This window comes from Pseudomonas sp. YA1 (assembly GCF_058680555.1).
The window spans coordinates 190,738-206,100 of sequence record NZ_JBZWBG010000006.1; the positions used below are offsets into that span (position 1 = coordinate 190,738).

General features: G+C 68.7%; 15 protein-coding genes. 6 read left to right on the top strand and 9 right to left on the bottom strand.

What is annotated here, in order from left to right:
- Positions 1 to 132: 132 nt before the first annotated feature.
- Entirely contained in the window at positions 133 to 1,566 is a 1,434-nt protein-coding gene (gene mdrR2, locus AC4OR5_RS10430; RefSeq protein ID WP_023108009.1) for an efflux pump transcriptional regulator MdrR2, read from the top strand.
- Positions 1,567 to 1,786: 220 nt separating this feature from the next.
- Here the strand turns inward: mdrR2 and AC4OR5_RS10435 are convergent, their stop codons facing one another.
- From AC4OR5_RS10435 to AC4OR5_RS10445, 3 genes are read right to left on the bottom strand one after another with little or no spacing between them, the layout of a single operon-like run.
- Entirely contained in the window at positions 1,787 to 2,542 is a 756-nt protein-coding gene (locus tag AC4OR5_RS10435) for an SDR family oxidoreductase (protein ID WP_079992431.1), read from the bottom strand.
- Positions 2,527 to 3,483, bottom strand: a complete 957-nt coding sequence (locus tag AC4OR5_RS10440) for an alpha/beta hydrolase (RefSeq protein ID WP_058160411.1) — start codon at positions 3,481 to 3,483, stop codon at positions 2,527 to 2,529. The genes AC4OR5_RS10435 and AC4OR5_RS10440 overlap by 16 nt, the downstream gene beginning before the upstream one ends.
- Positions 3,467 to 4,942, bottom strand: coding sequence for a flavin-containing monooxygenase (locus AC4OR5_RS10445; RefSeq protein WP_058160410.1), 1,476 nt, complete (start codon positions 4,940 to 4,942; stop codon positions 3,467 to 3,469). The genes AC4OR5_RS10440 and AC4OR5_RS10445 overlap by 17 nt, the downstream gene beginning before the upstream one ends.
- Positions 4,943 to 5,088: 146 nt before the next feature.
- On the opposite strand from AC4OR5_RS10445, the gene AC4OR5_RS10450 reads away from it, so the two are divergent.
- Positions 5,089 to 6,123, top strand: coding sequence for an AraC family transcriptional regulator (locus tag AC4OR5_RS10450; RefSeq protein ID WP_058156010.1), 1,035 nt, complete (start codon positions 5,089 to 5,091; stop codon positions 6,121 to 6,123).
- Positions 6,124 to 6,132: 9 nt separating this feature from the next.
- Here the strand turns inward: AC4OR5_RS10450 and AC4OR5_RS10455 are convergent, their stop codons facing one another.
- Complete coding sequence (locus AC4OR5_RS10455) at positions 6,133 to 6,714, bottom strand: TetR/AcrR family transcriptional regulator (RefSeq protein WP_023126050.1); 582 nt, start codon at positions 6,712 to 6,714, stop codon at positions 6,133 to 6,135.
- A gap of 246 nt (positions 6,715 to 6,960) precedes the next feature.
- Here AC4OR5_RS10455 and AC4OR5_RS10460 point away from each other — a divergent pair, with 246 nt between their 5' ends.
- From AC4OR5_RS10460 to AC4OR5_RS10475, 4 genes are all read left to right on the top strand, one after another.
- Positions 6,961 to 7,989, top strand: a complete 1,029-nt coding sequence (locus AC4OR5_RS10460) for a cupin domain-containing protein (protein WP_003128620.1) — start codon at positions 6,961 to 6,963, stop codon at positions 7,987 to 7,989.
- Between the two features lie 97 nt (positions 7,990 to 8,086).
- Complete coding sequence (locus AC4OR5_RS10465; RefSeq protein WP_023108014.1) at positions 8,087 to 8,818, top strand: glutathione S-transferase family protein; 732 nt, start codon at positions 8,087 to 8,089, stop codon at positions 8,816 to 8,818.
- Positions 8,808 to 9,239, top strand: coding sequence for an acyl-CoA thioesterase (locus AC4OR5_RS10470; protein WP_023094749.1), 432 nt, complete (start codon positions 8,808 to 8,810; stop codon positions 9,237 to 9,239). The genes AC4OR5_RS10465 and AC4OR5_RS10470 overlap by 11 nt, the downstream gene beginning before the upstream one ends.
- 149 nt (positions 9,240 to 9,388) lie before the next feature.
- A complete protein-coding gene (locus AC4OR5_RS10475; protein WP_058160409.1) occupies positions 9,389 to 10,246 on the top strand; it encodes a CmcJ/NvfI family oxidoreductase in 858 nt (285 codons plus the stop codon).
- Between the two features lies 1 nt (position 10,247).
- On the opposite strand, the gene AC4OR5_RS10480 is transcribed toward AC4OR5_RS10475, so the two are convergent.
- The 5 genes from AC4OR5_RS10480 to AC4OR5_RS10500 form a co-directional block, all read right to left on the bottom strand.
- The gene (locus AC4OR5_RS10480; protein ID WP_058156013.1) at positions 10,248 to 11,204 is read right to left on the bottom strand and encodes a FecR family protein; all 957 of its coding nucleotides are present in this window, start codon (positions 11,202 to 11,204) and stop codon (positions 10,248 to 10,250) included.
- Entirely contained in the window at positions 11,201 to 11,710 is a 510-nt protein-coding gene (locus tag AC4OR5_RS10485; protein WP_058160408.1) for a sigma-70 family RNA polymerase sigma factor, read from the bottom strand. The genes AC4OR5_RS10480 and AC4OR5_RS10485 overlap by 4 nt, the downstream gene beginning before the upstream one ends.
- Before the next feature lie 102 nt (positions 11,711 to 11,812).
- On the bottom strand, positions 11,813 to 13,009 hold the full coding sequence (locus AC4OR5_RS10490) for an MFS transporter (protein ID WP_009315678.1): 1,197 nt from the start codon (positions 13,007 to 13,009) through the stop codon (positions 11,813 to 11,815).
- On the bottom strand, positions 12,996 to 14,276 hold the full coding sequence (locus tag AC4OR5_RS10495) for an MFS transporter (RefSeq protein WP_058160407.1): 1,281 nt from the start codon (positions 14,274 to 14,276) through the stop codon (positions 12,996 to 12,998). The genes AC4OR5_RS10490 and AC4OR5_RS10495 overlap by 14 nt, the downstream gene beginning before the upstream one ends.
- Positions 14,273 to 15,352 carry an LLM class flavin-dependent oxidoreductase gene (locus AC4OR5_RS10500; RefSeq protein ID WP_058156018.1) on the bottom strand — a complete coding sequence of 360 codons (1,080 nt, stop codon included), beginning with the start codon at positions 15,350 to 15,352 and terminating at the stop codon, positions 14,273 to 14,275. The genes AC4OR5_RS10495 and AC4OR5_RS10500 overlap by 4 nt, the downstream gene beginning before the upstream one ends.
- Between the last annotated feature and the right edge of the window lie 11 nt (positions 15,353 to 15,363).

The following is a 15,363-nucleotide window of genomic DNA, read 5'->3' on the forward strand; positions in this document are numbered from 1 at the left end:
ACGTACCTGCCGCCTGTTGATAGTCAGAGTTTGAATTGACATAAGTTGCACGTCTTTCCCCCATGTTATTCTTTGATTGACGCCCTTTATTGCTTATCAAACCTCTTTACTTGAGGTTAATTCGGAGAAAATATGCCGGTCAAAGCAAATATTGACACCGATTCAATTTTCAGATTCTTCCTACCACAAGGGCCCGGCCTGAAGTACAAACGGCTGGCCCAGGGCATCGAAGAATCTATTCGCAATGGGGTTCTCCGGCAGGGGGTCAAGCTGCCGCCACATCGCATCCTCGCGGACAAGCTCGGTGTGACCGCGGGCACGGTGAGCCGGGCCTATGGTGAGCTGGAGCGCATGGGGCTGGTTGAGGCTCGGGTCGGTGACGGTACGTTCGTCCGCAACCGCGGTCGAGAACGTGCTCGGGAGGCGGGCTTTCGCAATTTCGTAGACAGCACGGAGATGTGCAATGACATGAGCCGGAATATGCATATTCCGGGCAATGAGACCGAACTGCTTTCCCGCAGCCTTCAGCAATTGAGTGCGGCCCCTGAGCTCCTGCAGGAGTTAATGCTCTACACACCCGACACAGGACTGCTCCGACACCGGCAAGCGGGAGCAACATGGCTGTCTCACGGTGAGTTTCAAGCGGAGCGCCAGCAGATTCTGTGCGTCAATGGCAGCCAACACGGTCTGCTCGTCGTGCTTATGGGCATGCTGCGCGCCGGCGACACCCTGGTAACGGAGCAGCTCTCCTATCCTGGGCTGATCAGTGCCGCGCAACTGTTGGGCATCAAGGTGCTCGGCTTGGAAATGGATGAAGAGGGGCTACTGCCCGACGCCCTCGAAGAGGCCTGCCGCACGAACAGGATCACCGCCCTGTACTGCACACCCACCATCCAGAACCCGACCACTGCAGTGATGTCAGGCGCCAGGCGGAAGGAAATCGCGAAGATCTGCCGCGAGCACGGCTTGATCGTCATCGAGGACGAAACCCATGCTGTATTGATGGCCGAACGCCCCGCCCCTCTCTGCCATCTGCTGCCTGAGCGGGGCATCCTCATCGGTGGCATGAGCAAGGCGGTCGCTGCAGGATTGCGGGTTGGATACGTTCATGCTCCTGTGTCCATGGTAAGTCGCATGGCAGCAGCGCTTCGCAATTCGTGCTGGATGGCGACACCACTGGTTCTCGAGATTGCGAGCCGATGGGTCGAGGACGGTACTGCAAGCGCACTGCTCGAATACCAGAGAGGGGAAATCGCGCGACGCCAAGCGCTGGTTGTGGACCTGCTGCAGGGCCTGACCTATCGCAGCCATCTATGCTGTCCGCATTTCTGGGTAGAAGTGCCAGCACCCTGGCGCGCCATCGAAATAGAGCAAGGCATGCGCGGACAGCAGCATCTTGTCACCACCGCAGAGGCCTTTAGTACGGGCCGCGGTACGCTTCCCCAGGCCATTCGAATCAGCGTCAGCAATTCCCCAGGAGGGGGGAATACGTTATCTGACGGCTTCGCAGTCCTGGCAGCGCTCCTACGCGAAGGCCCCCAAGAGATGCTGACGATGCGTGCTTGATACGGGAGGCAACGGCCCCACCCGAGGAGAACTCTTGGGCTCAACGGTAGCGATAAGCACCGGCGCCTGGCTCAGGCATACCTATGGTCCGAGATCTACCATGGATTTCACTCGCCTGGGAAGGCGAAACAAGAAGTCGAGGCAGCCACGAAAAGCAGCTAGACCATCCAGCGTGAAACCCACCCAAGCTTTAATCCGTTCTATCCATCCTGCGCAGAGCCTAACCCCGCGACAACCACGCCATCACCGCCCGGTTCACCCACGGCGGAGACAACTGCCCAGCCCAGTACAGCGCCGTGAACAACCCGCCCACCGGCCGGTGTACCCGCCGGCTGTGCGCCTGCCGCCAGGCCGCCTCGGCGATATCCTCGGCGTCCAGTCTCAGCCCCAGGCGACGCAACACCGGCGGCCGGTAGGCCTGCCCGGCGACCATCGGCGTGCGGACGAACGGCGGCATCAGGTCGGCGACGCGAATCCCGTGGCGGCGCCATTCCAGCTCCAGCGCCTCGGTGAGCCCGCGCACGGCGAACTTCGAAGCCGAGTAGACGGCCATCTCCGGTACGCCATAAAGCCCCGATGCCGAGCCCATGTTGAGTACCTGCGCCTGCGGCGTCGCGCGCAGGAACGGAAAGGCCGCGTGACAGCAGTTGAGGACGCCTTGCAGGTTGATCGCCAGCAACCGCGCGTGGTCCTCCAGGGCGACCTCTTCGAAGCGGCCGAAACGCAGGATGCCGGCGCAGTTGAACAGCAGGCGCAGGCGGCCATCGGCACAGAACTGCGCAAGCGCCTCGCCGACCGCGTCGGGCTCGCTGACGTCCACGGCACGCTGCCAGGCGCCCGGCAGTTCCGCGGCCAAGCCGCGTAACGCCTCGGCATCGATGTCCAGCAAACCGACCCGCCAGCCTCGGCGGTGGAACAGCCGCGCGCTGGCGGCGCCGATCCCGGAGGCGGCACCGCTGATCAGGATGTTCTGCACTGGCCGCCCTCCGCGCTGCATTCGACGACGAATGCCGCCGCCTCGTCCAACGCCCGGTCGGCGCAGGCCAACACGCCGGCGTGGGCCTGGAACACGTGCCAGCAACCGGCGTAGCGCTGCAATCGCACCGCGACGCCTTGCTCCCCGGCCCGTTGCGCCAGGCGCAGGCTGTCGTCGCGCAGCAGTTCGTCCTCGCCGACCTGTACCAGCAGCGGCGGCAGCCCCGCCAGGTCGGCATGCAGTGGCGACAGGGCGGCCGAGCCTGGCTCCGCGTCGGCCGGCAGCAGCAGGCGCACCGCGCTTTCCAGCCAGGCCCGCGACAGCAGCGGGTCGCCGGCCGCTGGCGTGTGCAGGCGCTGGCAGCTGAGGTCGGTCCAGGGCGAGAACAGCAGCAACCCGGCCGGCAACGGCAAGCCGCGCGCCTTCAGCTCCAGGGCCAGGGACAGCGCCAGGTGGCCGCCCGCCGAGTCGCCGGCGAGCAGCAGTCGGCGCGGCGAATGGCCGGCCTCCAGCAGTGCCAGGTAGACCGCCAGGGCGTCGTCGCGGGCGGCGGGGAACGGATGTTCCGGGGCACGTCGGTAGTCCACTGCGCAGACCTCGGCGGCACAGCGCCGGGCCAGGTGCGTGGTGATCGCTCGGTGGGTCGCCGGCGAGCCGATCAGGTAGGCGCCGCCGTGCAGGTAGAGCACCCGGCGCCGCGCCTCCGCCCCGCGCGGCCGCAGCCACTCGCAGGGCACGCCAGCGAGGCTGCGGCGCTCGCGAACGACGCCGCTGGCGCCCAGCGTCGCCAGGCTCAGCCCGCGCAGCACGCCGCGTTGCAGCGCCACCGGCATGGGCGGACGGACCAGTCCGCGGAACAGCAGGCGCAGGCAGCCGCGCAGGAGACCGGCGCGCAGGCGTTGCGGCGGCGAGGACAGTGGCGCTTCAGCGGGCCAGGTCATAGTCGGCAAGCTCCGGCCGGCGCGTACGCCAGCGATAGACGAAGGTGTAGCCCGGCCAGTTGTTGGTGTTCTTGCCGGCGGCGGTCTTGTACCAACTGTCGCAGCCACGCTCCCAGACGGTGTGGCGCAACCCCTGTTGCACCTCCAGGTTGAAGCGCCGCTGGACCTCGGGCTTCACGTCGAGGTAGCGCAAGCCCTGCGCCTGGAGCTGGCGCAGGCAGCCAAGCACGTAGGGGAACTGGCTTTCCAGCATGTAGACGATGGAGTTGTGGCCGAGGTTGGTGTTCGGCCCGTAGAGGATGAACAGGTTGGGGAAGCCGCTGACGCTGATGCCCTTGTAGGCTTCCGCGCCATCCGCCCAGGCCTGCCGCAGGTCGCGTCCGTCGAGGCCGAGGATGCGCATCGGGGCGAGGAATTCGGTGGCGGCGAAGCCGGTGCCGAAGATGATCGCGTCGACCTCGTGCCGGCGGCCGTCACGGCCGACCACGGCGTCTTCGGTGACTTCGCGGATGCCCGTGTCGACCAGTTCGACATTGCTCCTGGCCAGCGCCGGGTAATAGTCGTTGCTGATCAGGATCCGCTTGCAGCCCAGTGGGTAGTCGGGGACCAGCCGCGCGCGCAGTTGCGGATCGGCGATCTGCCGGTGCAGGTGGCGACGGAAGCTCAGCCGCATCGCCTTCATCAGCGCCGGGAAGGTCGCGAAGGCGAGCATCCGCGATTCGTGGTGCAGGTACTTGAGCCCCCGGTCCAGGCGTTGCAGCCACGGCCAGCGCGCCTTCAGGCGGCGTTCCCAGTCGGCGTAGGCGCGGTCCGGCTTGGCGATCACGTAGGGCGCGCTGCGCTGGAACAGCGACAGGCGCTGCACCTGCGGGGCGATCCGCGGGACGAACTGGATGGCGCTGGCACCGGTGCCGATCACCGCGACCCGCTTGCCGGCCAGCTCGACCTCGGCGTCCCAGTTCGCCGAGTGGAACGCCGGACCCTGGAAGCGCTCCAGGCCGGGCAGGCGCGGCAGCAGCGGCCGGCTCAACTGGCCGGTGGCGCAGACCAGGGCCCGTGCGCGCAGCGTCTGGCCATCGCCGCAGCGCACCTGCCATTCGCCGCTGTCGGCGTCGAAGCGGGCCTCCTCCACCTCGCAGTGGAAACGGATCTTCTCGCGCAGACGGTACTTGTCCGCGCAATGCCGCAGGTAGTCGAGGATTTCCGCCTGCGGGGCGAACTTGCGCGACCAGTCGGCCTTCGGCTCGAAGGAGAACGAGTAGAGATGCGAGGGGACGTCGCAGGCGGCGCCCGGGTAGCGGTTTTCCCGCCAGCAACCGCCGACGTCGGCGGCCTTTTCCAGGATCAGGTAATCGTCGATGCCTGCCTGTCGCAGGCGGATCGCCAGGCCGAGACCGGCGAAGCCGGCGCCGACCACCAGCACCCGCAAGGGGGCTTCAGGGCGGGACTCGTTGTGCATTGTTGTGCTCCCGTTTGTTGCTTGCCACGCCGTCCGGCGCGATTCCGCCCAGCGGCGGATGGCAGCATCCTAGTTCGCCGGGACGACTGGCGTTATGGCCGGGCCGGACATAAAGTTGTGATTTTCGGTCAACCCCGGACACCGCCATGCTCCCTCCGCCCTGGTCCCCCCGCCGCAGCGCCATCAGCGCGCACCTGCTGATCCAGTTCGGCATCGACCGCGGCCTCGGCCTGGAGCAGTGCCTGGCGGGTAGCGGCCTGGATATTCGCCTGCTCGGCGATCCCTCCGGGGAAATCGACGCGGCCCAGGAACTGAGCGTCGTGCGCAACCTGGTCCGGCACCTGGGCGACGCCTGCGCGCCGGGCCTGGCGGCAGGCCTGCGCTATCACCTCAACGCCTATGGCATCTGGGGCTTCGCCCTGCTCAGCAGCCCGACCTTCCTCAGCGCCGCGCAACTGGGCCTGCGCTACCTCGACCTGACCTTCGCCTTCCATGGCATCCGCCTGGAGGTACACGACGACGAAGCGCACCTGGTGCTCGACGACGCCGGCATTCCCGAGGACCTGCGGATTTTCCTCCTCGAACGCGACGCCGGTGGCGTGCTGCGCATCCAGCGCGACCTCACCGGGCAGCGCCTGCCGATCCTCCGCGCCGGCTTCCGTCGCCCACCGCCCGCCGACCCCACGCCCTACGTGCGCGAGCTGGGCCTGTGCCCGGCGTTCGGCCAGGCGGACAACCGGGTGGTCTTCGAGCGGCATTTCCTCGACCTCCCGCTGCCCGGCGCCAACCCCGAGGTGGCGCGCGCCTGCGAGGAGCAGTGCCGCGCCCTGCTCGCCCGCCGCCAGGTGCGCGGCGGTCTGGCCGGACGCATCCGCGACCGCTTGCTGAGGACGCCCGGCCGCTTGCCGGACATGCAGACCCTGGCCATGGAACTGCACCTCACCGTGCGCACCCTGCGTCGCCGCCTGGACGACGAGGGCAGCAGCTACCGCCTGTTGCTCGACGAGGTGCGCCAGGCCCTCGCCGAAGAGCTGCTGGCCACCGGCGCGATCCGCCTGGAGGAGATCGCCGAGCGCCTCGGCTACGGCGAGGTGTCCAACTTCATCCATGCCTTCAGGCGCTGGAAGGGCATGACGCCGCGCCAGTATCGCCAGCGGTTTGCGCGCGGCGACGGGGCCTGAAACGCCCGCTCAGGCCGGCGAGGCCAATATGCTGACCAGGGCCATGGCACTGCGCCGCAGGCGTTGCGGATCGTGATAGATGCGTTCGATCACCGCCAGTCCGCGGGTGAAGGTCAGCAGCAGTTCGGCGGCCTCTTCCGGCGGCAGCGCCAGTCCGGCGCGCAGCGGCTCCGCCGACAAGGCCTCGACGATGATCCCGCGCAGCTCCGCCAGCAGGTCGCGCAGGCGTTGCTGGATGCGCGGCCCGGTGGCCACCGACTCGGCGGCGGTCTTGGTGGTCAGGCAACCGCGCGGCGGGTCGCCGCTGGTCATGTTGCCGATCGCCGCGTCGAGGAATGCCAGCAGCGCGCTGCGCGCGTCCGTTCCACGCAAGGCCCGCGCCGCCTTGTCGAGGAAACCGCGAGCGTAGAGATCGAAGGCCAGCAGGAAGAGCTCTTCCTTGCCGCCGTACGCATGGTAGAGCGAACCGCGCTGGACCTCCGCGGCCTCGGCCAGGTCGGCCATCGAGGTGGCCTGCCAGCCTTTGTTCCAGAACACCTCGAGTACCGCCGCGAGGAGCTTTTCTTCATCGAACTGCCGTACACCAGCCATGACGGACGACTCTCATAGAATTGTTGACATGGATGTCAAAGATAACAACACTGTCAAACTTGACAGTGTTGTCAATCATATCCGATCGAGCGCTGTCGTGGGCCATGTCCGAGCGGATGGCGGCCGGGTTCTTTCCGCTGAAATGTACGCAAAGGGCATGGATGGCCGGAGTCAGCTGCGCAGTCCCGCCTGCTTTGGCGGGGCGGTTTCCTCCTTATTTTTCCAAGGAAAAACGGGAGCAATCAGATGGTTTCGAACAGTCGCATCCAGTATGGCTACATCAATGTCGTCGAACCCTCCGAGCACCAGGGCGTGCTCAGCCGCGACAACGCCGAACGCTTCACCGAGAACTTCAGCAAGCCCGCCCTCCTCCGCAAGCTCGCGCCGATCAGCGAACGCCTGGCGCAACGCGCCTTCTTCGACGAGGTCGGCGCCGACAAGACCCTGCAATGGCGGGTGAAGGCCGGCGAAGCGCCGGTTTCCATGCGCGCCGAGGACGGCACCTCCGACTACAACTACGTCACCGGCCGCGTCGGTACCGGGCGGGAGTTCCTCGACGACATCTTCGAGCGCAAGCTCGACGTCTATTCCCACCTGGGCACTATCTCCTCCAGCTACAACGACCCCTACCCATGGGGCAAGGACGCCTTCAACCAGGTCAAGCGCGAGGTTTTCGGCTCTTCCTGGTTCGATGTCGACGGCTGGCAGGTCACCGGCCACATGTTCCTCGGCCACAGCACCCAGGAGTACGGCGAGCCGGCGCGCGGCGCGGTGGGCAGCGACTGGCACATCTTCCCGACCCTGAACATCTTCGTGATGATCGCCGGCACCAAGAAATGGAGCACCCGTCCGCCGCAACTGGGCGACCAGTTCCGCGACTACCACCTGCTCTTCGAGACCAGCAGCGGCCGCGAGGCCCCTGGCGGCGACTACGAGAGCGACGTGGTCTACGTCGAACCCGGCGACGTCCTGATCAACCCGCCCTTCGAATGGCACAAGGTGCTCAACGCCCGTGGCCTGAGCATCGGCGCAGCGTTCCGGGTGATCGACACGCACTACCTGGAACGTCTCGGCACGCGGCCGAACCTCGACCGCGAGAAAATCGCCCATGACCAGGGCAACTTCGCCGAAACCGAGGAACTGGCGCACTTCCTGACCAGCATCAACTACGCCTCGCGTCACCTCAACCGGGCGCAGATGATCCTCAACGACATCGAGTACGCCTACCTGCGCAAGCGTGGCAAGCGCGACTCGATCCTGGTCGGCCACCGCTGATCGCGGCGCCAGAGCGAGCCCATGGATATCCGTCCCAGCCGCGCCTGGCGCGGCCCCGGCGACTCCCTGCCACCCACATCGCGGACGATCGACACCCATGAACGCCCCGAACCTGACTCTCTACGAACTGGCCGGCGCCGATCCTCGCCTGCGTTTCAGCCCGCATTGCTGGAAGACCCGCATGGCCCTGGCGCACAAGGGCCTCGACAGCCAGCGCATCGCCTGGCGCTTCAGCGACAAGCCACGGATCGCTTTTTCCGGCCAGGGCGCGGTGCCGCTACTGGTCGACGGAGAGCAACCGATCAGCGACTCCTGGCGCATCGCCCTGCACCTGGAACGAGCCTATCCCGAACGACCCTCGCTGTTCGGCGGCGAGGCGGCACTGGCGCTGTCCGGCTTCGTCAACCGCTGGGCCGATGGCGCCCTCCTGCCGGCCATCGCGCCACTGATCCTGCTGGAGGTCTACGGCCAACTGGACAGCGCCGACCGCGAATACTTCCGCAGCACCCGCGAAGCGCATTTCGGGGCTAGCCTGGAGACTCTGGGGCAGCCGCGCGAGCGTCATCTCGGGCAGTTGCACCAGGTACTCGCACCGTTACGCCAGGCGCTCAAAAGCCAGCCGTTCCTCGCCGGGGAGCGCGCGGCCTACGCCGACTATTGCGTGTTCGGCATGTTCATGTGGGCCCGCTGCATCCACCCCGAGGATCTGCTGGCGGCGAACGAGCCGCTGTACGCCTGGCGCGAGCGCCTGCTCGACGCCTTCGACGGGCTGGCCCGCACGGCCCCCCTGGCCACTTTTCCAGCGCATGGAGCAGACGATGTCCAGTGAACCCGAACTGAAGGATTTCCCCATCCATTCCTCGGACAAGATCCGCTACGCCGATACCGACCGCCAGGGCCACGTGAACAACGCGGTGTTCGCGACCTTCCTCGAGACCGGGCGGGTGGAGATCATCTACGACCCGGAGATCGCCCTCGCCAGGCCCGGCAGCGAATGCGTGATCGCTCGCCTGGAACTGGACCTGCGCGGCGAGCTGCGCTGGCCGGGCACGGTGCAGATCGGCTCCCGGGTGCTCTCGGTGGGGCGCAGTTCGTTCCGTCTCGAACAGGGCTTGTTCCAGGACGGCCGCTGCGCGGCGCGAGCGGAAACGGTGATCGTCCTGATCGATAGCTTCAGCCGACGCGCCACCCCGCTCGCCGAAACCGCGGTGGAACGCCTGCAGGCCCTGGCCGGCCCCGGGCGCGACTGAGGAGTCCCCCCGGCGGGGCCAGCGCCGAGCATATTCCGGAATCGCAGGGGACTAGTCGTTAACGGTCGTTCTGTCGCGGCCGGCTTCTGGCTAGATTGGGGCCTTCTCGCGCGGCATCCGGCTGCGCGCCGGCAACGGGAGAACGACACATGGGTTGCCAGCAACACGCATGGCCGGCGCACGCGCCGGAGCAGGTCGAGGCCGAGGCCGAGGCCGAGGTCAACTATATCCGCGACAGCGGCGAGCGACCCGTCGCCTACACCTATCCGGCCCCCGCCGGGACGCCGCAGCGCAGCGCGCTGTTGCAGCCGACCCGGGTGGCGATCCGCAATGCGCGTCTGCTGGCGCAACCGGCCAGCCTGGAGCGCGAGGGTTTCCAACTGGTGCGCGAGGCGAGCGCGGTGGGCGATTTCGAGGATGAAGCCCAGGTTCGTGAACGCTACTACCCGGAAAGCATCGCCCTGCTCCGCCGCCTGACCGGTGCCGCCGAGGCGGTGATCTTCGACCACACGCTGCGCGTCGACCAAGCCGGGCGCGAAGAACGCGGCCTGCGCGAACCGGTGCGCTACGTGCACAACGACCAGACCCTGCGCTCGGCGCCGCGCCGGGTCCGCGACCACCTGCCGGCGGAACGCGCCGAACGGCGCCTGGCCGGACGCTTCCAGATCGTCAACCTGTGGCGTCCGTTCGGCCACCCGGCGCAGCGCGCGCCGCTGGCGTTGCTGGACGCCCGCAGCCTGGCGTTCGACGACCTGGTGGCCAGTGACCTGGTGTACCGCGACAAGGTGGGCGAAACCTACTCGGTCAAGCCCAACCCGGAGCACCGCTGGTACTACTACCCGCACCTGCTGCCGGAGGAAGCGCTGCTGCTGAAGATCTACGATTCGCGGGAGGACGCGCAGGCCCGCCTCGGCGCGCACACCGCCTTCGACGATCCCTGCACCCCGGCCGATGCGCCGCCGCGGCAGAGTATCGAACTGCGTTGCCTGCTGTTCTTCGACGAATGAGTCAGGCGGGGCGCAGGCTGATCCAGTAGTCGCTGTAGCGCAGCACGCGGATCGGCAGGCTGCGCCCGAGCATGTCCAGGGACGTGTGCATGTCGTCCAGCGGGAACAGACCGCTGACGCGGTTGCCGGCGATCTCCGCGTCGAGCTGGAGGATGCCTGGCAGATAGGGCCGGAAGGCCTCCGCGACCCAGGCCAGGGAACGGTCGTGGACCTCCAGCCAGCCGCTGGCCCAGGCGTCCTCTCCGGCCTGCATCGGGCCCTGTTCGAGCAGGCCGCCGGCATCGAACAGCAGGCTGCGCCGTGCCGCCACCGCCAGCTGGCGTCCCTCGCCGGTGGTCAGCCGCGCGCTGCCGCGCAGGGTCACCAGGCGGATCGCCCCGCGCTCCTCGGCCAGCAGCAGGCTGCCGCTGGCGCAGTCCACCCGTCCGGCGGTGCAGTCGAGGGCGAAGGCGCCGCGCGGGTCCTCCTTCACTTCCAGGCGCAACGCGCCGCGCCGCAGCTCCAGGCGTCGCTGGGCGCCGTCGAGCAGCGGTCGCGCCTTGCTCCGCGCGTTCAGGCGCAGGCGGCTGCCGTCGGCCAGCAACCAGTCGCGGCGCTCGCCGGTGCCGGTCGCCAGTTCGCCGGGCAGACCCATGCCGGCCTGGACCCAGCGCTCCAGGCCGGCGCCGCCGGCGAGCAGGACGAACAGCCCGAGGGCGCCGCCGACGAAGCGCCGGCGGCTCGACGGCTGCTCCAGGGCGCGCAGCACGGTAGCGCTCGGCTGGCCGCGCCAGGGCGAGTCCTGTAGCGGCGCGAGGCTGCCAAGCAGTTGCCGGAACACCTCGGCATGCTCGCTCGACAGCGCCTTCCAGCGTTCCAGGGCATCGCCCTCGGCGGCGCTGAAGTCGCCGGATTGCAGGCGTACCATCCATTCGATGGCCTCCTCGACGATGCGTTGCCGTTCCGGCTTCTCGCTCATTCCTGGAATCCCCGGTAGCAGCAGTGCAAGGCATCCTTCATCAACTGGTGGATGCGCCCCAGGGACAATCCGAGGCGTTCGCCGATCTGCACGTAGGTCAGGCCTTCCAGCTGGCTCATCAGGAACACCGCGCGGGCCTGCCCGGACAGGCCGTCGAGCAGGCGGTCGATGGCTTGCAGGTTCTCGATCAGCATCCACTGTTCGTGGGGCGACGGCTGCACCGCCTCCGGCGCCTCGGCGAGAATCTGCAGGTAGGCGCGCTCCAGGTCCTTGCGCCGCCAGCTCTCGTACATCAGGCGTTGCGCGATGGTCGCGAGGAACGCCCGCGGCGAGCGGATCGACGCCGGATCGGGGAGCATCCAGACCTGCAGGAAGGCTTCGGCGGCGAGGTCTTCGGCGCTGTGGCTACAGCCGGTCTGGTAGGACAGTTTCTTGCACAGCCAGTCGTAGTTCTGCTGGAACAACTGGGCGATCAGGGTGTTCTTGATGGAGCCTTGGCTATCCATGGTAAGCGTTCGCTGCTGGCAGGCCACGCCACGGATAGCGGTAGTGAGCCTGGAGGTTGAGGAACGGCGCCCGGGGCTGTTCCCGTGGCGCGCGGTAGGGAATCAATCGAGGCGCTCCCGGCAGTCCGCCGTGCCCGCCGCCGGCCGCTGCGCGGACAGCCAGCCGCAGGCGGCGGCGCCGAGGATCAGCGCGGCGCCCCACCAGGGGAGCGCGCGCACCGCCACCTGGTCCACCAGGATCGCGCCGATGAAGGCGCCCAGGGCCACGCCGAGCTGGATCGCGCTGGTGTTGAGGCTGATCTGGATCGCCGCAGTGTCCGGGCTGAGTTCCACCAGGTATTTCTGGATCGCCGGCCCCGGCGCCATGTTGAACACGCACCAGAACACCACCGCGCCCAGCAGCAGCGGCAGGCCGCCGGTGGCGAACGGCAGCAGGACCAGGGCCAGTGCGTGCAGGAGCAGGAAGGCGACGAAGGTGGCCGGCCCCGGCCAGCGGTCGGCGGCACGTCCGCCGAGCAGCGCGCCGAGGATGCCGCCGCCCCCGTAGACCAGCAGGACCAGGCTGATGGTCGGTTTGTCGAGGGCCATGCTGCCGACCAGGAACGGCACGATGTAGGTGTAGACGGTGAACTGGCCGGTCATCTGCAACAGCGATGCCAGGTGGGCGAACGGCACCCGGCCCCGGGCCAGCGCCCGCAGTTGCTCCGCCGGGGCGATGCCAGGCGCGCCGGGTATGGCCGGCAGCAGGCGCAGGAGCAGCGGCAGGCCGAGCAACGCGACCCCGGCGAGCAGCAGGAACAGGCTGCGCCAACCCCAGAACTCGCCGATCAGGGTGCCCAGCGGTACGCCCAGTACCAGCGAGGCGACGATACCGGCGAACACCAGGCCGATCGCCCGGCCGCGCCGTTCCGGTGCGACGATGGCCACCGCCAGGGTGATCGCCACCACCACGATGACCGAGGCACTGGCCGCCACCAGCAGCCGGCTCGCCAGCAACAGGGCGAAGCTCGGCGCGGCGGCGCTGGCCAGGTTGGCGCCGACGAACGCCAACAGCGCGCCGGCCAGCAGGCGGCGGCGCTCGATGCCGGCGCTGAGGTAGACCAGCAGCGGGCCGAGCAGCGCATAGACCAGCGCGTACAGGCTCATCAGCAACCCGGCCCGGCCCTGGCTGACGGCGAAACTGGCGGCCAGTTCGTCGAGCACCCCGGCCACCACCAACTCCACCGTGCCGACCACGAAGGCCAGCCCGGCCAGCAGCCAGACGCCCACCTCCGCCCTGCTCCGTTCAGTCTCGCCCATGGCTGCGTGCCTCCCCGTCGATGGCATAGCGATAGCGCCCGAGCATGACCAGCAGCCCTGCCGCCACGCCGAACGCGCCGAGCAGGACCAGCGTCGAGCCCGCGTAGGAGCCCGCGCGGTCGTAGAAGTACCCCAGCAGCCAGGACCCCAGGCTGATGGCGATGGCGAAGGTGAAGGGCTGGATCGAGCCATAGATCACGCTGAAATGGCGCAGGCCGAAGTAGCGGCTGACGAAGTACTGGGTGGTGCCGGTCTCGCCGCCGGCGCCCAGGCCGATCAGGAATACCGCGCCCCAGAGCAGCGCCGGCGGTCCGCCGAGGAGCAGGAGCAGCAGCCCGAGCGCCGCCAGCACGGCGAACGGCAAGGCGATGCGCGGGGTGTCGTAGCGGTCCAGCAGGTAGCCCAGCGCCGGTTGCGAAACGATCATGCCGACCCACAGCGCCGCCAGCACGTCGGTGGCGACCTCCCGCGACAGGCCGCGCTCCTGCAACAGCGGCACGCCATGCACCATCACGCCGGTGACGGCGAACACGCCGAGGATCAGGTTGCCGACGATCAGCCAGAAGTCCGCCGAGCGCCAGGCCTGGCCTGGCGTCGCTCCGGGCAGCGCGCCGGCTGGCGGGCGCCGCGCCTGCGGCAGGTCGCCGGGCCGCTCGCGGAACAGCGCGTAGAGCAGCGGCAGCGCCAGCAGGCCTTCGAGCAGGCCATAGACGAGGAAGGTGGCACGCCAGCCGAAGGCGTCGATGCAGGCGCTGCCCAGGTACAGCGCCAGCGGCCCGCCGACGCCGAAGCCGAGTCCGAGGATGCCGTAGGCCGCGCCGCGACGACGCTCGAACCAGCCGCCGAGAATCCGCGCATAGGGAATGTTGCCCGGCGTCAGCAGGCCGAGCAGCGCGAACAGCAGGTATAGCTGCCAGCCGCTGCGCGCCAGCGCCAGGCTGGCCAGGCACAGGGCCAGCGCGGCGGTCAGCGGCAGGACCAGGGCGCGCGCGCCCCAGCGATCCACCAGCCAGCCCTTCAGCGGGCTGCTCAGGGCTACCGCCAGGCCCAGCAGGGTCACCGGCAGTGCCGACTGGCCACGGTCCCAGTCCAGGTCGGCGGCGATCGGCTCGATGAACAGCGAGAAGCTGCTGATCACCAGCCCGGTGGGGCCGAAGATCACCCCCACTACCGAGGCCAGCAGCACCCCACAACTGGCCACGCCGAACTCGCCGACGCCAGGCGCCGGCGCGATGTCCTCCATGGCCTCGCGGGCGACGCCGCTCATGCGTCGCGCCTCAGGCGCTCGATCAGTTGGCGGCGCAAGCGGATGTCCTCGGCGTTCTCGGTGGTGGCCTCGAGCTGGACGATCTCGATGCCGGCGCGATGAAAGGCCAGGATCTGTTCCGCCACCTCGCCGACGCTGCCCACCAGCACCCCGGCGAAGCTGCGCTGCACGGTATTCGCCACCCATTCGCGCAAGGCCTCCGGCGCTAGCCGGGCGAGCCGGTCGCGCTCGCCGTCGCGGGCGACCTGCGGCGATGCCGCCAGTTCGTCGAGGGGCCGTGCCAGAAGCAGTTCGAAGGCGGCCTGGCGGTAGTGCTCGGCGATGTCCCGGGCCGCCGCCGGACTGTCGCCGAGGATCACCTGGAAGTGCTTCCAGAACTTCAGCCGCCGGCCCTGCTCCGCCGCCTCCTCGTTCAGCCTGCGCTTGAGTTCCGCGGTCTGCGTGGGGCTGGCGAAGTGGCCGGCGTAGACGTCGGCGAAGCGCACCGCCAGGTGTTGTGCCTGCGCCGAGGAGCCGCCAACGGATAGCGGCGGGCGCGGCCGCTGGATCGGCAGGAAGCCGCTGCCGGCGTCCTCCAGCCGGTAGAACTCGCCGTGGTAGTCGAAGGGTTCGCGGCTTTCCAGGGCGCGGGTGAAGACCTCCAGGTACTCCACGGCGCGCCGGTAGCGTTCGTCCTTGTCGGCGAAATCGCCGTCGCGGCGCACGTCGGCGTCGCTGGAGCCGATCACCAGGTGTACGCCGGCACGGCCGTTGGACAGCCCGTCGAGGGTGGCCAGGGCGCGCGCGGCAACGGTCGGCTGGGCGCTCCCCGGTCGGTGCGCGACGGTGGCACGCAGGCGCGGCGCCGCGGCCAGCGCCCAGCCGGCGACCAACCAGGGATCGGGCCAGGCGGCGGAGACGGTGAACAACGCGCCGTCGAGGCCGTCCGCCTCTTCCAGGCGGGCCTTCTGCTGGATGTCGAAGGCGCTCACCGCGCGACTGCGGGTGTCCGGCAGGAAACGCGCAGCCTGGCGGGCGAAGGCGCTGTCGCCGATGACCGCGGAGGCGCGTACGCCGCCGCGCAGTTCGATGCTCATGGTTGCTCCTC

Excerpts from the sequence above, each read along its gene's own strand:
- mdrR2 (WP_023108009.1), top strand. The coding sequence starts at position 133 with ATGCCGGTCAAAGCAAATATTGACACCGATTCAATTTTCAGATTCTTC.
- AC4OR5_RS10445 (WP_058160410.1), bottom strand. The coding sequence starts at position 4,942 with ATGCACAACGAGTCCCGCCCTGAAGCCCCCTTGCGGGTGCTGGTGGTC.
- AC4OR5_RS10465 (WP_023108014.1), top strand. The coding sequence starts at position 8,087 with ATGAACGCCCCGAACCTGACTCTCTACGAACTGGCCGGCGCCGATCCT.
- AC4OR5_RS10480 (WP_058156013.1), bottom strand. The coding sequence starts at position 11,204 with ATGAGCGAGAAGCCGGAACGGCAACGCATCGTCGAGGAGGCCATCGAA.
- AC4OR5_RS10455 (WP_023126050.1), bottom strand. The coding sequence starts at position 6,714 with ATGGCTGGTGTACGGCAGTTCGATGAAGAAAAGCTCCTCGCGGCGGTA.
- AC4OR5_RS10490 (WP_009315678.1), bottom strand. The coding sequence starts at position 13,009 with ATGGGCGAGACTGAACGGAGCAGGGCGGAGGTGGGCGTCTGGCTGCTG.
- AC4OR5_RS10475 (WP_058160409.1), top strand. The coding sequence starts at position 9,389 with ATGGGTTGCCAGCAACACGCATGGCCGGCGCACGCGCCGGAGCAGGTC.
- AC4OR5_RS10440 (WP_058160411.1), bottom strand. The coding sequence starts at position 3,483 with ATGACCTGGCCCGCTGAAGCGCCACTGTCCTCGCCGCCGCAACGCCTG.
- AC4OR5_RS10450 (WP_058156010.1), top strand. The coding sequence starts at position 5,089 with ATGCTCCCTCCGCCCTGGTCCCCCCGCCGCAGCGCCATCAGCGCGCAC.
- AC4OR5_RS10500 (WP_058156018.1), bottom strand. The coding sequence starts at position 15,352 with ATGAGCATCGAACTGCGCGGCGGCGTACGCGCCTCCGCGGTCATCGGC.
- AC4OR5_RS10485 (WP_058160408.1), bottom strand. The coding sequence starts at position 11,710 with ATGGATAGCCAAGGCTCCATCAAGAACACCCTGATCGCCCAGTTGTTC.
- AC4OR5_RS10460 (WP_003128620.1), top strand. The coding sequence starts at position 6,961 with ATGGTTTCGAACAGTCGCATCCAGTATGGCTACATCAATGTCGTCGAA.
- AC4OR5_RS10470 (WP_023094749.1), top strand. The coding sequence starts at position 8,808 with ATGTCCAGTGAACCCGAACTGAAGGATTTCCCCATCCATTCCTCGGAC.
- AC4OR5_RS10495 (WP_058160407.1), bottom strand. The coding sequence starts at position 14,276 with ATGAGCGGCGTCGCCCGCGAGGCCATGGAGGACATCGCGCCGGCGCCT.